The sequence below is a fragment of the Pseudarthrobacter equi genome (genome assembly GCF_900105535.1).
Lineage (GTDB): Bacteria > Actinomycetota > Actinomycetes > Actinomycetales > Micrococcaceae > Arthrobacter > Arthrobacter equi.
Map to the genome: position 1 here is coordinate 3,712,774 of NZ_LT629779.1, position 13,265 is coordinate 3,726,038.

A 13,265-nucleotide genomic window follows, 5' to 3' on the forward strand; every position below is an offset into this window, starting at 1 on the left:
ACGGCAGGCGATCGAGGTGGACACCAACAGCATCGGCACGGCGCTGATCGAGAGTGAAGCGACCGGCCTGATGTCGCGGCTGGACCAGATCAAGCCTTTCGTCATGCACGAAACAATGGTCCTCGCCGCCGCCCTCCCCCGCGACGCCCAGCTGCTGATCGAACGGTTCCTGCACACCGGACGCCACGAACTGCGCGTCCAGATCGGGGACTTCCTCGACTGGCTGCACAGCGACGGGCGGACCGCCACCCCCGCCGAACAGCAGCGTCGTTTCGTCCTCATCCGCCTCCAGTTCAACATGGTCCTGTCCCAGTTCGACATGTTCACCGAGGTGGTCACCCAGCGCAGCGAACACTCCACGGGGGTCTGGCTTTCCGGGCTGGACATCCTCGCCCAGGATGCGCTGCGGCTGGGACGGTACGACGACGGCGACGCCCGGCTGGTGGTCTACCTCGCCCGGGGCGCGGGTGCTGCGATCCGGCGCGCCAAGACCCGGCTGCCCGGCGGCAAGCCCAACCCGGTGGGCATCATCCGGCTACCCCGGGAGCGGATGGTGGGCAGCGGGATCGCGTCCTCCCTGGCGCACGAAGTGGGCCACCAGGGGGCCGCGCAGCTGGACCTGGTCACTTCACTTCGGGCCGAGCTGGACCGGCGGGCAGCGCAGGACCCGGACGGCGGCTGGGACGTGTGGTCCCTCTGGATCAGCGAAATCGTGGCGGACATGTGGTCCGTGGCCACGGTGGGCATCACCTCCACGGTGGGCCTCCTGGCGGTGGTCAGCCTTCCCCGCTATTTCGTGTTCCGCCCCGGCGGCACCGACCCCCACCCGATGCCGTACCTGCGGGTGCTGATCTCCGCGGCACTGGGCAATGCCCTCTACCCACATCCGCAGTGGCGGGAGCTGGCGGCGGTGTGGCGGGCGATGTACCCGGTGGCCGGCCTCCCGGACCACCACCTCGCCTGGATCAGGAAACGCGAGTCCCATATCGGCAACCTGGTGGAGGTCCTCATGAACCACCCTGTGGCCTTGGCCGGCGGCCGGAAGTTGGGCACCATCTGGCCCGTCCGCCAGCGGCAGCCCGACCGGCTGCTGAGCCTGCACGAAGCCTGGGGCAACGATTTCGGCATCATGGCCCGGCAACGGCCCGCCCTGGTGTTCGCCGTGCTGGGCCAGGCGAAGGCCGCCGGCCGGATCACCGCCGGGGAGGAAAGCGCCCAGCTGTCATCCCTGCTCACCGCGTGGGCCGTGCGCAGCAGCCTGGACCTCATGGGCAGCCCCGCACCACCGGGCCTGCCCGCACCGCAGAACCCCACCACACCAGCACTAACAACAAGGAGATAGCCATGGATTTCAATCGACGGCCGGTTGCACCGGTTTACGCGGGACAGGACGTGGGCATCCGGTTCCAGCTGGAATCTTCGGACCCGCTGGGCGACTACGACTTCCAGGTCCTGGACGAACGGGGCAGGAGCGTGCCCATCGGCGGGAACAAGGGCGGCGTTTTCAGCAAGACCATGAGCCGCGGCAAGGCCCTGGACCTGAAAGTCCAGCTTCCCGAGGCCATGGAGTACAGGATCCGGTTCCGGCCCAACATGCGCGGCATCGTAGGGAACTGGACCATCATCGACCGGATCGATGTGCAGGCGCCCGAGTCCGCACCGGTGGTCAAGGTGGCCCTGGAGCCGAACGCCTCCCCCAACAGCGGCCATTCCCAGCTTTGGGAGTTCATTTCCGGGGTATCCGGGAACCTGACCTACACCAACTTCGCCGCATTCGCGAAGACACGGAAGAAGAGCTTCAATGCCTTCCCGCCCTTCGGCGGGATGACGTACCAGAACCTGCACGCCCTCTCGGTGGAATTCGTTTCGAAGGGGGCGCTGGGCAACAAGTTCGGATCGGGCAAGAAGGGCACCAGTTGGGGACCGGCCCCGCACAGCAGCCAGGCCATTCCGCTGTCCTACGTCAGCGACCAGGACAAGGACCTCGCCAGCCCCTTCCCGAGCGGCATCCCCAACGGCCCCTACCCGCTGGACCTGGTGCCCTTCGTCGAGCTGATTTACGTGTACTGGCTGGAGGAGGGCATGCTGTTCCAGTCGCTGAACCGGATCATTGCCCGGTTCCAGAACCGGCGGACCCCGGCCGGCGGGGACGCGTTGTCCCGGCTCGCCGTCAGCCCGCTCCTGCCGCTGAGAGGCCTCCTTTGGGGGCTGGCCGAGGCGGAGAAGGACCGGCTCTCGCTGCGCCGCCGCGCCGCCGAGTACGAGTACCAGTACGGGCTGCAGCTGATCGGCCGGGCCATCCCGCCGTCGGAGACGCTCGTGGAACGGCGGACCCAGTTCCTGGACGCCTTCCATGGCCTGCTCAACGCCTGCCACCGCTACTACAAGGAGTTCAGCGACAAGACCGTGGACGCGGACGCCTTTCCGCTGCTGAGCAACCTGCAGGAACTGCACCTGGTCCTCGCGGCCGGAGCCAACAACCAGTTCGCCGACGTTTCACTGACCGCCCGGATCGAGACCCTCGACGTGCAGTGGATGCTGGCCCAGCCGGAGATGCGCGAGTTCCTGGGCGGCCGCACCATGGTGCCCTACCAGGAGGAATGGATGGGCCGGGTGGACACCATGAAGCTGATGCAGGAGTGGGCCGATACCAGCGTGACCCACTTCTACGACCTTGCCGTCCACGGCGAGCAGCTGCTGCTGTCCGTCCGCCACGGCCGGTGGAACGAGTCAGGCATGGCCAGCGACGACGCCAAGAACTGGGCGCTCAAGTGGAAGCCGTCCGTGCAGCGCTACATCCACGCCTACCGGGCCGTGACAGGGGCGGACCTCAGCGAGCGGGTGGACACCACCATGCCGTCCGCGCTGCTGCAGCGCCGGCTGGCCCGGAAGCTTGTGCGGTACTAGGCGATGGCCGGGTCAGGAGATGTCTAGCCCGCTGCAAGGGACGGACTTCACCTCCGCACTGTTCCTGGGCCAGCACCACCCCAGCGCCTCACTGGCGCCGTGGGCGGAGTTCACCACGGGGGTGCCGGCAGCGCTGCGGGAGCTGCCGGCCGCCGCGGACCTCGCCTCAACTGTGGCCGCCCGCCAGCACGCCGGCGCCGGCCTGGTGGCGCGCTCCGCACTGCACGGCATGATGGACATTCTGCAGGAAATCCCCCGCCCCGGGGACCTGCTCCTGGTGGACGAGGGCGCCTATCCCCTCACCCACTGGGCCTGCCGGGCCGGCGTTTCCCGCGGCGTGCGGGTGGCGACGTACCCGCATTTCCGGCCGCCCGCCGTCGTGCCCTCAACGCGGACGTGGCTGGTGACCGACGGCTGGTGCCAGGGCTGCGGACGGCCTGCTCCCCTGGCCCGGCTGCAGGCGCTGGCCGGAAAGACCGGCGGCCGGGTGATCGTGGATGATTCGCTGGCGTTCGGCGTCCTGGGCAGGAGGAATCACGACGGCGGACGTCGCGACGGCGGGCACGGCGGCTTTGGCGATGCTGACCTTGCGGGCGGCTTCGGCGACGGGTCCGGCACGGCGCGCTGGCTGGGGCTCGGCCACGACCATGTGCTGTGGCTGGGGTCGCTGGCCAAGGCGTACGGCACCCCGGTCACGGTGATCACCGGCGACCGGGCCGCTATTGACCTGCTGGCCCGGCACGGGGAGAACCGGGTGCACAGCAGTCCGCCGTCGGCAGCTGATCTTGCCGCCGGGATCGGTGCCCTCCGCAACGGCCGCCTCCCCGCCCTGCGGGCCAGGCTGTGGCGGCTGACCCGGTGGCTCCGGCAGGCCTTCCGGGGCCTGGGCCTGCCTCCGGTGGGACAGCCGTTCCCCATCGTGGGAACCCGGGTGGCGTCGCTGCCGCTGGCGCGACGGTGGCATGCGGCCCTGGCCGCCAGGGGTGTGGAGGCACTCGTCCAGCTGCCCCGCTGCCGGCCCGGCGCCGTGCTGTCCGCGGTGGTGCGGGCCGACCACACTCAGGCCGACCTCGACCGGCTGGTACGGGGACTGGACTCCGTGACGCGGGACAGGCGGGCGGCCTGATGGACATCGTCGACTCCCACGTCCATGTGGGGACCGCCGGGGTGCCGCTGGGCCCTCCCGACCCCGCTGCCTCCTTTGCGGTGTGGCGGAGGCGCGCGGCCGCCGTCGGGATTTACCGGGCGGTGCTGATGGCCGCTCCCGTGGGCGCCTATGCGGCGGCCAACCGGACCGTGGCCGGGCTGGCCGGGCAGGCGCCGGGGCGATGGCTCTGGTACGTGTTCGTCAACGCCGCCGCGGATCGGGGACGGGTAGGCAGCATCGTGGCGGACGCCCACACCCATGGGGCCTGCGGGATCAAAGTGCACTGGTCCGACGGGCCGGCGACGGACGAGGTGGGTCTCGCCGCGGAACGCCACCGGATGCCGGTGCTCTTCGACCCCGGCGGCGACGTGGAGCAGGTGGTGTGGCTGGCAGAGCGTCATCCCGGGGTGGCGTGGATCGTGCCGCACCTGTCCTCCTTCTCCGATGACTGGCGGGCCCAGAGCCGGCTGATCGGCGCGCTGGCCATGGTGCCCAACATCTTCACCGACACCTCCGGAGTGCGGTACTTCGACCTGCTGACGGAGGCGGTGGCCCGGGCGGGGGCGCGCAAAGTGCTGTACGGCAGCGACGGCCCCTACCTGCACCCAGCCCCCGAACTCGCAAAGATTTTCGCGCTGGACCTGCCGCCCGCCGAACGGGCCCTCATCCTGGGCGGCAACGTCCTGCAGCTGACCGGCCCGGCGCGCAGGACCGGCGGGCGCCGCACGGCCTTCGCGGGCAATGGGCGAAGTCGCACCGATCAAAGTGGCACCGACAGGAGGAACACGGCATGGCTATGACAACAACCGGACTGACCGTCGGAAGCAAGGCCGTCGGCGGCCCAGGACTTGCGGAGATCAAGCCGCACAACGATGCGGCGATCCGGAAGGGCCTGTATCAGCTGCAGCGCTACGTGCAGCAAAGCGCGGCGGCCCGGGGAACCTCCACGGGCAAGCGGCCGGCGTGGATGGCGGGCAGCGAACCGGACCGGACCTCGGTGTGGCTGGTCACCTACAGGCCGTGGTCGGCCAAGGGCCCGCCCACCCACGTGAGGGTGTTCGCGCATGAGCTGAAGCGCGACGAGCTGCTGAAGAAGGGCCCGCTGCCCAGCCTGGAACGGCTGCTGGTTTCGCGCCGGGAGCTGGACAAGGTTGAGCTGCCCAAGACGATGCCGTTCCCGCACCCTGGCAAGCCGGACCTTTTCGGCCTGGCGGTGGAGCCGCTGGTCCGGCAGCGGTTCGCCGGCACCTTCCACCGGCCGCAGCAGAGGCCCCAGCGGCTGCGCAGGAAGGGACCTGACGTGCTCTGGCGGGAGCTGGGCGATCTGTTCCGGGAACTAGCCGACGAGACCGGCGACCGGTACTGGCGGGAAGTGGCCAACGAGCTGTCCCACGGCGTTTAGGTGCCCTCGCCAGCGGCCGGATCTGTTTGTGGACCTGCCTTGCGGGCCTGCCGCTGCTGGACGGCGCGGTCCGTGAGCCCCAGCATGGAGGCGGCCGCATGGACGTTCCCGCCGCTGCGCTCCACCGCCAGCGCAACGGCCTCCTCCGCGGCGCGCTCCTTGATCTCGCGCAGCCCCAGGCCCGCGTCAACGGCCCAAGCCACCGCCGCGGTGAGCGGATTCGCGGCGGAGGTACCGCCGTCGTACGCGTCTTTGCCCAGCGGCCCCCGGGATGGTTGCGGCCTGTCATCGCGGGGAACGTCGCCGGGGGTGATGGCGCCGGGGCCCACGTGCCGGGCGGCGATGCGGAAGGCGAGCTGCCTGAGGTCGCGGAGGTTGCCGGGGTAGCTGCGGCTGACGAGGGCGTCCTGGACCGCCGGGTCCACCTCGGGATCGGTCCGGGCCCCAGTGGCTTCGCGGCAGAACCTGGCGAACAGGCAGAGGATGTCCTCCAGCCGGTCGCGGAGGGGCGGCATGGTGACCACGGAGGCGGCGATGCGGTGGTACAGGTCGGTGCGGAAGCCGCCGCCGGCCACTTCGCTGAGGAGGTCGCGGTTGGTGGCGCAGATGAGCCGGAACTTGCTGTGCAGCCACCGGTCGCCGCCCACCCGCTTGTAGGTGCCTTCCTGGACCACGCGGAGCAGTTCCGGCTGGAGCTCCAGCGGGAGCTCACCCACCTCGTCCAGAAACAGGGAACCCTGGTCCGCGCCGGAACACGCACCGGTCCGCACGCTGACCGCACCGGTGAACGCGCCCCGCTCGTGGCCGAACAGTTCGCTGCCCATCAGTGTGGGGACGATGGTGGTGCAGTCCACCACCACCAGGTTTCCGCGCTGGCTGCTGACCGCATGGGCCACCCGTGCCGCGAGCTCCTTGCCCGTGCCCGTCTCGCCCTGAATCAAGATGGGCGCGTGTCCGAATTTCGCCGCCACCACCAGCTCCCGCAGGGCTGTCCGGAGCGCCGGGCTCTGCCCCGCCAGCTTGTCCCGGACCGGCAGGGAATCGATCACCGATTCGACGTCCTCCACCCGCTGCAGCCACGCCGAAACCGCCGCCGCCTGCTTATGCCATGCCACGCATTCCGCCGCGCCCGCCTCCAGCACCGGCCACGGCCGCAACGATCCGTCCGGCGGCCCGATCACCATCACCCGGCACCGGCCGTGCTCCGCAGCCGCGAGCGCCGCCTCCAGGTCCCGGGTCAGTTCCTGCGCCACGATCAACCCCGCTGCCGAAACGCTGCCCGGCGCATCAACGGAATCCAGCGCGATGTCCCCGGCACGGAGGGTTGCTATCGCCTCCCCGGCCCAGGCCTGCCGGCCACTGAGGTCCATCACCCACGGCATCGAGCCCCTCGCAGTTCCGCCGCCCACGTTGCCACCGCCTGAGGAAGGAGACCACGGCCGGCGTTACTGCCCCGTTACCGGTGCGTCCCGTCGCGCGGACCGGCTGCGCGGGTGTGCCGATCTTGCGTCAATCTTTCCGTAAAAACAGCGGGTTGCAGACGGTTCCTGCAGCATGATCAGGGCTACAAAGAAGGAGTCAGGTGACAGCATGATCGACGACAGCGCCCCCGCCGGGTCCGCCGCTCCCGCCAGCGGCGGGACGCTTGTCATCCGCACGTGGATCGAGGCCGACGGCGAGCCCGCCTTCCGTGCCCGGGTGACCTTCAGCGAAGGCCCCGGACGCCACGGCAGCCTCGCCGCCGCCGACCGGGAGCAAGTGGTCCAGGCCGTGCGGGAGTGGCTGTGGGACCAGAACGGCTGAATAGTCCACCGGTGTTTTCCGGCCGCTGTGCACCTGCGGATGGACCGGGCCCTGGACTTCGTCGATGAGTTTCACGAGTTCCTCGGAAGGCGCCACGCCCATTTCCTGCCACAGGGTCACCGCATACTTTTCATACGCCAACAGGCCTGAGGCGGAATTTCCCATCCGTATTTCGGCGATGACCAAAGCCCGCACTGCGCTCTCATAAAGCGGTTCAATATCCAGTGCGGCCACCGCGGCTTCCGCAGCGCCTTCACAGTCACCTGCCGTCAGCAGCGAGCGGGACAGCGTGGTCAGGGCCCAGAGCCGGGACTGGCGCAACCGGCCTTCCTCAAAGACCACCCAGTCCTCGTACCACCCTGGCAGCAGCTCGGCCCCGCGCAAGTCCAGGAGCGCCCGGGCGGCCTGCCCGAAGCCGGCGGAGCCGTCCTGGAGCAGGGCACGGACCCGATGCAGGTCAACCTGCACCGCAGGGTCCAGGGCGAGCATCGGCCCGTTCTTCGCCAGCAGCCCCGGCACCTGGCGCGTCACCAGATGAGTGCTGACCCTCAGGCTTTCCAGCGCCCTCGGCTCAGGGCAGTTTGGCCACAACAAACCGGCCAGATAGATCCGCAGGCTGGGCCCGTGGACGGCAAGCACGGCGATGAGACGCTGCTGCCTGGCGGCAACGCGGACAATTTCTCCGTCACGGCGCAGTTGCCAATACCGGAGCAAATTCAATTCCAAATGTCCACAGACGCCATTGCCCACGGGACACCTCAACCCGTTTGAATTACCTGAAACACGTAGGAACGAGCATCCCCAGCTTGAAATGGAAAGTCAATGAACGTTAGCCCCTAATCAGGTTGGGAGGGCTGTCTCTCATACACCCATCCCCACCACAGGAACAGGGCACAGGAGTTCTTAAGCCTTTCTTAAGGACGCCTTGGGAGGGTTGAATGTGGGCCGGACAGCGGCCACATCCCCTCCCCAAGGAAGCCGATGCACCAGCCAACAGACAACTCACGCGGTCAACAGCACCCCGCCCCCACGGCTTCCCCGGCCGTCGGCACCCGGTTCCGGGCACTCCCCCAGCCCCGGCACTGGCTGCCGGTGGGAGCGCTGCTGTGCGCCGCCGTCGTGACGATTGGCCTGGCCGTGCAGCTGCTGCCCGGCGATACGGCCGCGGAACTGGGTTTTGACCAGACCCTCAGCCTGCACCACGCCGCCGCGCTGACTGCCGTGGCCATGGGGATCAACCTGCTGTTCGGCCCGGTGGCGGGGCTGCTGCTCATCGCCGCGGCCGCGCTGGCCATCTGGGTGTTCCGGCGCGACCTGGTTGGCGCCGTGGCGTTCGGCCTCACGGCATGCTCGGGCTGGGTGGCCAGCGAGGCCTTCAAGCTGATCTTCGCCCGGCAGCGGCCCAACCCGGCCCTGCTTTTCGATCCCCTTGCCCCGGAGACCGGCTCCAACAGCTTCCCCAGCGGCCACACCTGCTTCGCCGTGGCCCTGGCGTTCGCGCTGTACTTCCTCTTCCGCGGCACCCGCTGGGCAAAGCCTGTGGCCGTGGCCGGCGCGGTGATGGCCGTGGTGGTGGCCTGGTCCCGGCTCTACATCGGCGTGCATTACCCCACGGATGTGGCGGCGTCCTTCCTGGCCGCGAGCGCCGCAGCGGTCCTGCTCGCCGGGCTTTGGAACCGTTTCGCCCCGCGGCTCCTGGAGCGCCTGCCCGCCGCCACCATGCGCCCCTCGGGCCGGATCTAAGGGACCAGACATGCACAACATTCTTGTTTCAGGCGTGGTTCACGCCGCCGGTTCACCGTCCCTGCTGGACCCGGCAAGCCTCCTGGAAGGCCTGGGGCCGGCGGCCCTGGGCGTGATCGCGGCAATGGTGTTCATCGAATCCGGGGTCCTGTTCCCGTTCCTGCCCGGCGACTCGCTGCTCTTCACGGCCGGGCTCTTGCACCAGCAGCTCCAGCTGGCACTGCCCGTGCTGATCGGCGTGATCACCGCGGCCGCCATCGCCGGCGACCAGGTGGGCTACATCATCGGGCGGAAATTCGGCCGCCGCTGGTTCAAGGACGATGCCCGCATCCTCAAGACGGCGCACCTGACCGCCACCGAAGACTTCTTCCGCCGCCATGGAGGCGCCGCCGTCGTCCTCGCCCGTTTTGTGCCCATGGTGCGCACCTTCGCGCCGCTCACCGCAGGGGCCGCCCGCTACGAATACCGTTCCTTCGCGCTGTGGAACATTGTGGGCGCGGCAGTCTGGGCGACGTCCGTGACGCTCCTGGGCACGTGGCTGGGGCACTACGAGATCGTGGCGAAGAACATCGATGTCATTGCCGTGGTGATGGTGCTGGTCTCCGTGGTGCCGTGGGTGGTGGAGTTCCTGAAGCGCCGCCGCAAGGCTGCCGCCGCTGACGGCGCCGCTCCTGACACCGCCGCCGTTGACCCCACCGCCGGGCCGGCTGCGAAAGAATAGGCGCATGACAACCGCGGAACGGCTGGCCCTGCTGCTCGTTGAGGACGATCCTGTGCTGGGCCCGCTGATCGCCGAGCTGCTGGAGCCGGACTATGCCGTCCGGCTGGCCGCCAACGGGCAGGAGGGCCTGCACCTGGGCCTGACCCAGCCGTGGGACGTGATGGTGATTGACCGCGGCCTGCCCGTGATGGACGGCGTCAGCGTGATCGCGGCCCTGCGGTCCAAGGGCGTGGCCGCACCGATCCTCATCCTCACCGCACTGGGCGACACGGACCAGAAAGTAGCGGGCCTGGACGCCGGCGCCAACGACTACATGACCAAGCCGTTCGACGCCGGCGAGCTGGCCGCGCGGCTGCGCGCCCTGACGCGGACGTACAGTACGCCCGGCGGGACGGTGGGCATCGGCACCTGGGAGCTGGACCCGGCGTCGCGCGCTGTCCGGTCGGTGTACGGCGACACGGTGTCGCTCACCGCGAAGGAGGCAGAAGTTCTGGCGGCCCTCGCGGCCGAACCCGGCCGCGTGTTTACCCGCGACGAACTGCTGGCGGACCACTTCCACCCCACCGACCAGCCCGGGGTGATCGACACCTACGTCCACCATCTGCGGCGGAAGATTTCCCGGACGGTGGTCCGCACCGTGCACGGCGTGGGCTACCAGATCGGTGACCCCTCATGACGCCGGCTCCCGCATCCGGCGACGCCGAGACGCTCCGGCGGGCCTCGCTGAAGGTGGCCCTGCGGATCACTGCGGCGTGCGCGGTGCTGGTGCTCTGCCTCCTTGCCGCTGCCACCGCCTTCCTGATGTACAAGCTCGCCAACCCTGTACTGCCGGGGTCCACGGCGCCCGGGAAGACCTACACGTACCTCGATTCGAAGGACCTGATCGAGGGCATGATTCTTGCCGGGCTGGCAGGCGTTGTGCTGGCCGGCGTGGTGGGGTGGCTCAGCGCCCGCAGCGCCATCCGCCCCCTGGGTGAAGCGCTGGCCCGCCAACGGCAGTTCGTACAGGACGCCAGCCACGAACTGCGCACGCCCCTCACCATCCTGGACACCCGCATCCAGCTGGCCCAGCGCAAGGCTGACCCCGGCTCCGAAACCGGGCAGGCGCTGGCGCGGATCAGGGAGGATGCGGGCACCATGACCGGGATTGTGAACGAACTCCTCCTGGCAGCCACCGGCGGCGCTGCGGATGCTGCCGATCCGGTGGATGTGGCCTCCGTGGGCCGCTCTGTGACGGCCGACCTGCAGGACCTGGCGGCGCAGCAGGGGGTCCGGCTGGTGTTCACGTCCAGCGGGGCGCCTTCCGCACGGATCGACTCCGGTTCCCTGCGCCGCGCAGTGCTGGCCCTGGCGGACAACGCGCTCACGCACACGCCCGACGGCGGGACCATCACCATTAGCGCCTCGGTGGAGGGTTCGTTTGCGGTGCTCCAGGTGGCGGACACCGGAGCGGGGATCACCGGCGTTGACCCGGACCGGATTTTCGACCGCTTTGTCCGTGCACCCGGGCCCGGCAACGCCCCCGGCAAGCGGAGCTTCGGGATCGGCCTGGCCCTGGTCCGCGAGATCGCTTCCGGGGCAGGGGGCACCGTGAAAGTGGCCCGCACCGGGCCGGACGGGACCACCATGCGGCTCGCCCTGCCGGTGGCCCGGGACTGAGGGTCCGGTCCCGACGCTGATCTCCGATTTCGACCCGCATCCTCGATTTCGCCAGGGGTATGCGGGCTGCGCTCACGGGTATGCGCGTCGAAATCGAAGAAGCGCAGCGCGGCCCGGCTGTCAGCTGGCGGGATCGTACATGAACTCGCGGAGCTCCTGGGCGCAGCGGCAGGCAGCCGCAATCTTTGCCGCCCACTGCTCGGCCTCCGCCCGGGTGGGCACCTCCAGCACGGTAAACCCGCCGGTGATGTCCGAGCCCGGGTAGATGTCCGTGCCAGCGGAGCCGTCGGCCTGCACCAGCACGGGAGCGATATCCTCCGCGATGCCGCCGCCGAAGACGTACACGCCGGCAGCCTTGGCCTCCTCAATCACAGCATGCGACTCGGCCACCACGATGGGGAACTCCTCTTCGGTGAGGTTCATGGCTTGGCCCTTGCCCGGAAAAGAAATCAGGTACTTGGTCATGGGTTAGATGGTGCCACGCAGCCCTTCACCCGGGAAGGCCCCGATTATGGCTCCGCACGGAGGCAGCCGCGGGTGGCTGCCGAGGCGTCGCTCCGGGTGTTACGGACACGGACGACGGCGGTCAGTCACCTGGTGCGAGCGCGTCCGCCCAGGCTTTTTGGTTCCGTTCGACATACTGTGCCGCCGCCTGCCAGTGGGCGCCGTGCCCGTTGACGAACATGTCCGCCCAGGGCTGGAAGCCGGACTGGTGGGATGACTCCAGGAGCCGGTGCATGGCCGCCGTCCGCCGAGCCATCGCAGCGGGAAGCGCCGCCCGCAAGGAGGCATCGGCGTCGTACCCGTCCACCAAGGCACGAAGCCGGAGCGCCGCGTCCTGCACCGGCTCGCCTTCCACCAGGAGCCCGAATGACTGCGCCGAATACGCCAGGTCCCACAGCCGGGTACTCGGGCCGGCGCCGTCCCAGTCGATGAATACCCATCGCTCGCCCATGATGAGGTTCCAGGGCGCGAGGTCGTTGTGGCACATCAGGTCCGGCTTCTCGGCGGGCAGCAGCATCTCCCAGGAATCCGGGGTGGGGATGGCAAAGGCTTCGCTGGCGTCATGGATTTTCCGGATCATGCCGCCCACCCGGACCAGGTCCTCCCTGCCCAGCGGCAGCAGGTCCATGGCTTGCTGTCCGTTGATGAACTCGACCACGGCCCGGCCCATCCCGTCGCGGCCCAGCGGCCGGGGAACGTCCACCCCGGCGGACCGCAGCGTGGCCAGGTAGCCCTGCACTGCGGACGAGGTACCCAGCCAGGGTTTCCGGACGGTGTCTCCCACCCGGACGACGCCTGTGGATGCGTTCCCGCCGGTCAGCTCCTGCTCATCAGCGCTCACCCGGCCACCCTACCCGGGGTGCGGTCGTCCGGAGCGTGCCGGCCGCCGTCGTGCACTCCCGCAGTCAGCGGCCGGCGAAGAACTCCGCTGACAGCTTCTTCGGCGCCCGGGTGGCCCAGGCTTCCACCAGGATCTCGGCCAGCTCGTCCCGGGGGATCTCACCCAGCCGGGATTCCTGCACCAGGACGGCGTTGTACCCGTCAAAGTGGGGGATGGTGAAGAACGGAACGGACGGGTCCTCCACCAGGGCTTCCTTGGCGGCGTCGTCCGGGACCATGATCACCAGCAGGTCCTGGTACTGCTCCCCCGTTGCCGGGTCCACCGCCGTCTTGTGCGGGGCCCGGTACAGCACGAAGCCCCGCCCTTTCGGCCCGCGCGGCACTTTGTAGGTTGGCCGGTCGCCCCAGGAAATCCCGAGCTCCACCTCGGGCAGGCCGCTGCAGATGGCATCGATGTCTTCGGGTACGGCCATGCGTTCCATGGCCACAAGGTAGCCCCGCTCCACGGAAAGCGGCAATACCCGCAGCCGCCGAATCCG

15 protein-coding genes are annotated in these 13,265 nt (G+C 69.4%); 10 read left to right on the forward strand and 5 right to left on the reverse strand.

The window, feature by feature from the left end:
* Window positions 1-16: 16 nt before the first annotated feature.
* From BLT71_RS16845 to BLT71_RS16865, 5 genes are read left to right on the forward strand one after another with little or no spacing between them, the layout of a single operon-like run.
* Window positions 17-1,342: a hypothetical protein gene (locus tag BLT71_RS16845; protein WP_197676719.1), complete on the forward strand. Its 1,326-nt coding sequence runs from the start codon at window positions 17-19 to the stop codon at window positions 1,340-1,342.
* A gap of 2 nt (window positions 1,343-1,344) precedes the next feature.
* On the forward strand, window positions 1,345-2,907 hold the full coding sequence (locus BLT71_RS16850) for a hypothetical protein (RefSeq protein WP_091722551.1): 1,563 nt from the start codon (window positions 1,345-1,347) through the stop codon (window positions 2,905-2,907).
* A gap of 19 nt (window positions 2,908-2,926) precedes the next feature.
* Entirely contained in the window at window positions 2,927-4,033 is a 1,107-nt protein-coding gene (locus BLT71_RS16855) for an aminotransferase class I/II-fold pyridoxal phosphate-dependent enzyme (protein WP_091722554.1), read from the forward strand.
* Window positions 4,033-4,854, forward strand: coding sequence for an amidohydrolase family protein (locus BLT71_RS16860; RefSeq protein WP_091722557.1), 822 nt, complete (start codon window positions 4,033-4,035; stop codon window positions 4,852-4,854). The genes BLT71_RS16855 and BLT71_RS16860 overlap by 1 nt, the downstream gene beginning before the upstream one ends.
* Window positions 4,845-5,456: a hypothetical protein gene (locus tag BLT71_RS16865; RefSeq protein WP_157693492.1), complete on the forward strand. Its 612-nt coding sequence runs from the start codon at window positions 4,845-4,847 to the stop codon at window positions 5,454-5,456. The genes BLT71_RS16860 and BLT71_RS16865 overlap by 10 nt, the downstream gene beginning before the upstream one ends.
* On the opposite strand, the gene BLT71_RS16870 is transcribed toward BLT71_RS16865, so the two are convergent.
* Window positions 5,453-6,865, reverse strand: a complete 1,413-nt coding sequence (locus tag BLT71_RS16870) for a sigma-54-dependent transcriptional regulator (RefSeq protein WP_157693493.1) — start codon at window positions 6,863-6,865, stop codon at window positions 5,453-5,455. The two genes, BLT71_RS16865 and BLT71_RS16870, sit on opposite strands and share 4 nt — an antisense overlap.
* A gap of 169 nt (window positions 6,866-7,034) precedes the next feature.
* Window positions 7,035-7,790, reverse strand: coding sequence for an AfsR/SARP family transcriptional regulator (locus tag BLT71_RS16875; RefSeq protein ID WP_231994336.1), 756 nt, complete (start codon window positions 7,788-7,790; stop codon window positions 7,035-7,037).
* Between the two features lie 93 nt (window positions 7,791-7,883).
* Here BLT71_RS16875 and BLT71_RS20835 point away from each other — a divergent pair, with 93 nt between their 5' ends.
* The 5 genes from BLT71_RS20835 (at window position 7,884) to BLT71_RS16895 (ending at window position 11,382) form a co-directional block, all read left to right on the forward strand.
* On the forward strand, window positions 7,884-8,030 hold the full coding sequence (locus BLT71_RS20835) for a hypothetical protein (protein WP_231994337.1): 147 nt from the start codon (window positions 7,884-7,886) through the stop codon (window positions 8,028-8,030).
* Between the two features lie 210 nt (window positions 8,031-8,240).
* Window positions 8,241-9,002 (forward strand): phosphatase PAP2 family protein, encoded by a 762-nt coding sequence (locus BLT71_RS16880; RefSeq protein ID WP_091722566.1) that lies wholly within the window; start codon window positions 8,241-8,243, stop codon window positions 9,000-9,002.
* Between the two features lie 10 nt (window positions 9,003-9,012).
* Window positions 9,013-9,723 carry a DedA family protein gene (locus BLT71_RS16885; RefSeq protein WP_091722569.1) on the forward strand — a complete coding sequence of 237 codons (711 nt, stop codon included), beginning with the start codon at window positions 9,013-9,015 and terminating at the stop codon, window positions 9,721-9,723.
* A gap of 4 nt (window positions 9,724-9,727) precedes the next feature.
* Window positions 9,728-10,399, forward strand: a complete 672-nt coding sequence (locus BLT71_RS16890; protein ID WP_091722571.1) for a response regulator transcription factor — start codon at window positions 9,728-9,730, stop codon at window positions 10,397-10,399.
* Window positions 10,396-11,382 carry a sensor histidine kinase gene (locus BLT71_RS16895; RefSeq protein ID WP_091722573.1) on the forward strand — a complete coding sequence of 329 codons (987 nt, stop codon included), beginning with the start codon at window positions 10,396-10,398 and terminating at the stop codon, window positions 11,380-11,382. Before BLT71_RS16890 ends, BLT71_RS16895 begins: the two co-directional genes overlap by 4 nt.
* 120 nt (window positions 11,383-11,502) lie before the next feature.
* Here the strand turns inward: BLT71_RS16895 and BLT71_RS16900 are convergent, their stop codons facing one another.
* From BLT71_RS16900 to BLT71_RS16910, 3 genes are all read right to left on the reverse strand, one after another.
* Window positions 11,503-11,847: a YciI family protein gene (locus BLT71_RS16900; RefSeq protein ID WP_091722576.1), complete on the reverse strand. Its 345-nt coding sequence runs from the start codon at window positions 11,845-11,847 to the stop codon at window positions 11,503-11,505.
* Between the two features lie 121 nt (window positions 11,848-11,968).
* Window positions 11,969-12,727, reverse strand: a complete 759-nt coding sequence (locus BLT71_RS16905) for a phosphotransferase (RefSeq protein WP_091722579.1) — start codon at window positions 12,725-12,727, stop codon at window positions 11,969-11,971.
* Window positions 12,728-12,791: 64 nt separating this feature from the next.
* Window positions 12,792-13,208 (reverse strand): MmcQ/YjbR family DNA-binding protein, encoded by a 417-nt coding sequence (locus BLT71_RS16910; RefSeq protein ID WP_231994338.1) that lies wholly within the window; start codon window positions 13,206-13,208, stop codon window positions 12,792-12,794.
* Window positions 13,209-13,265: the final 57 nt, after the last annotated feature.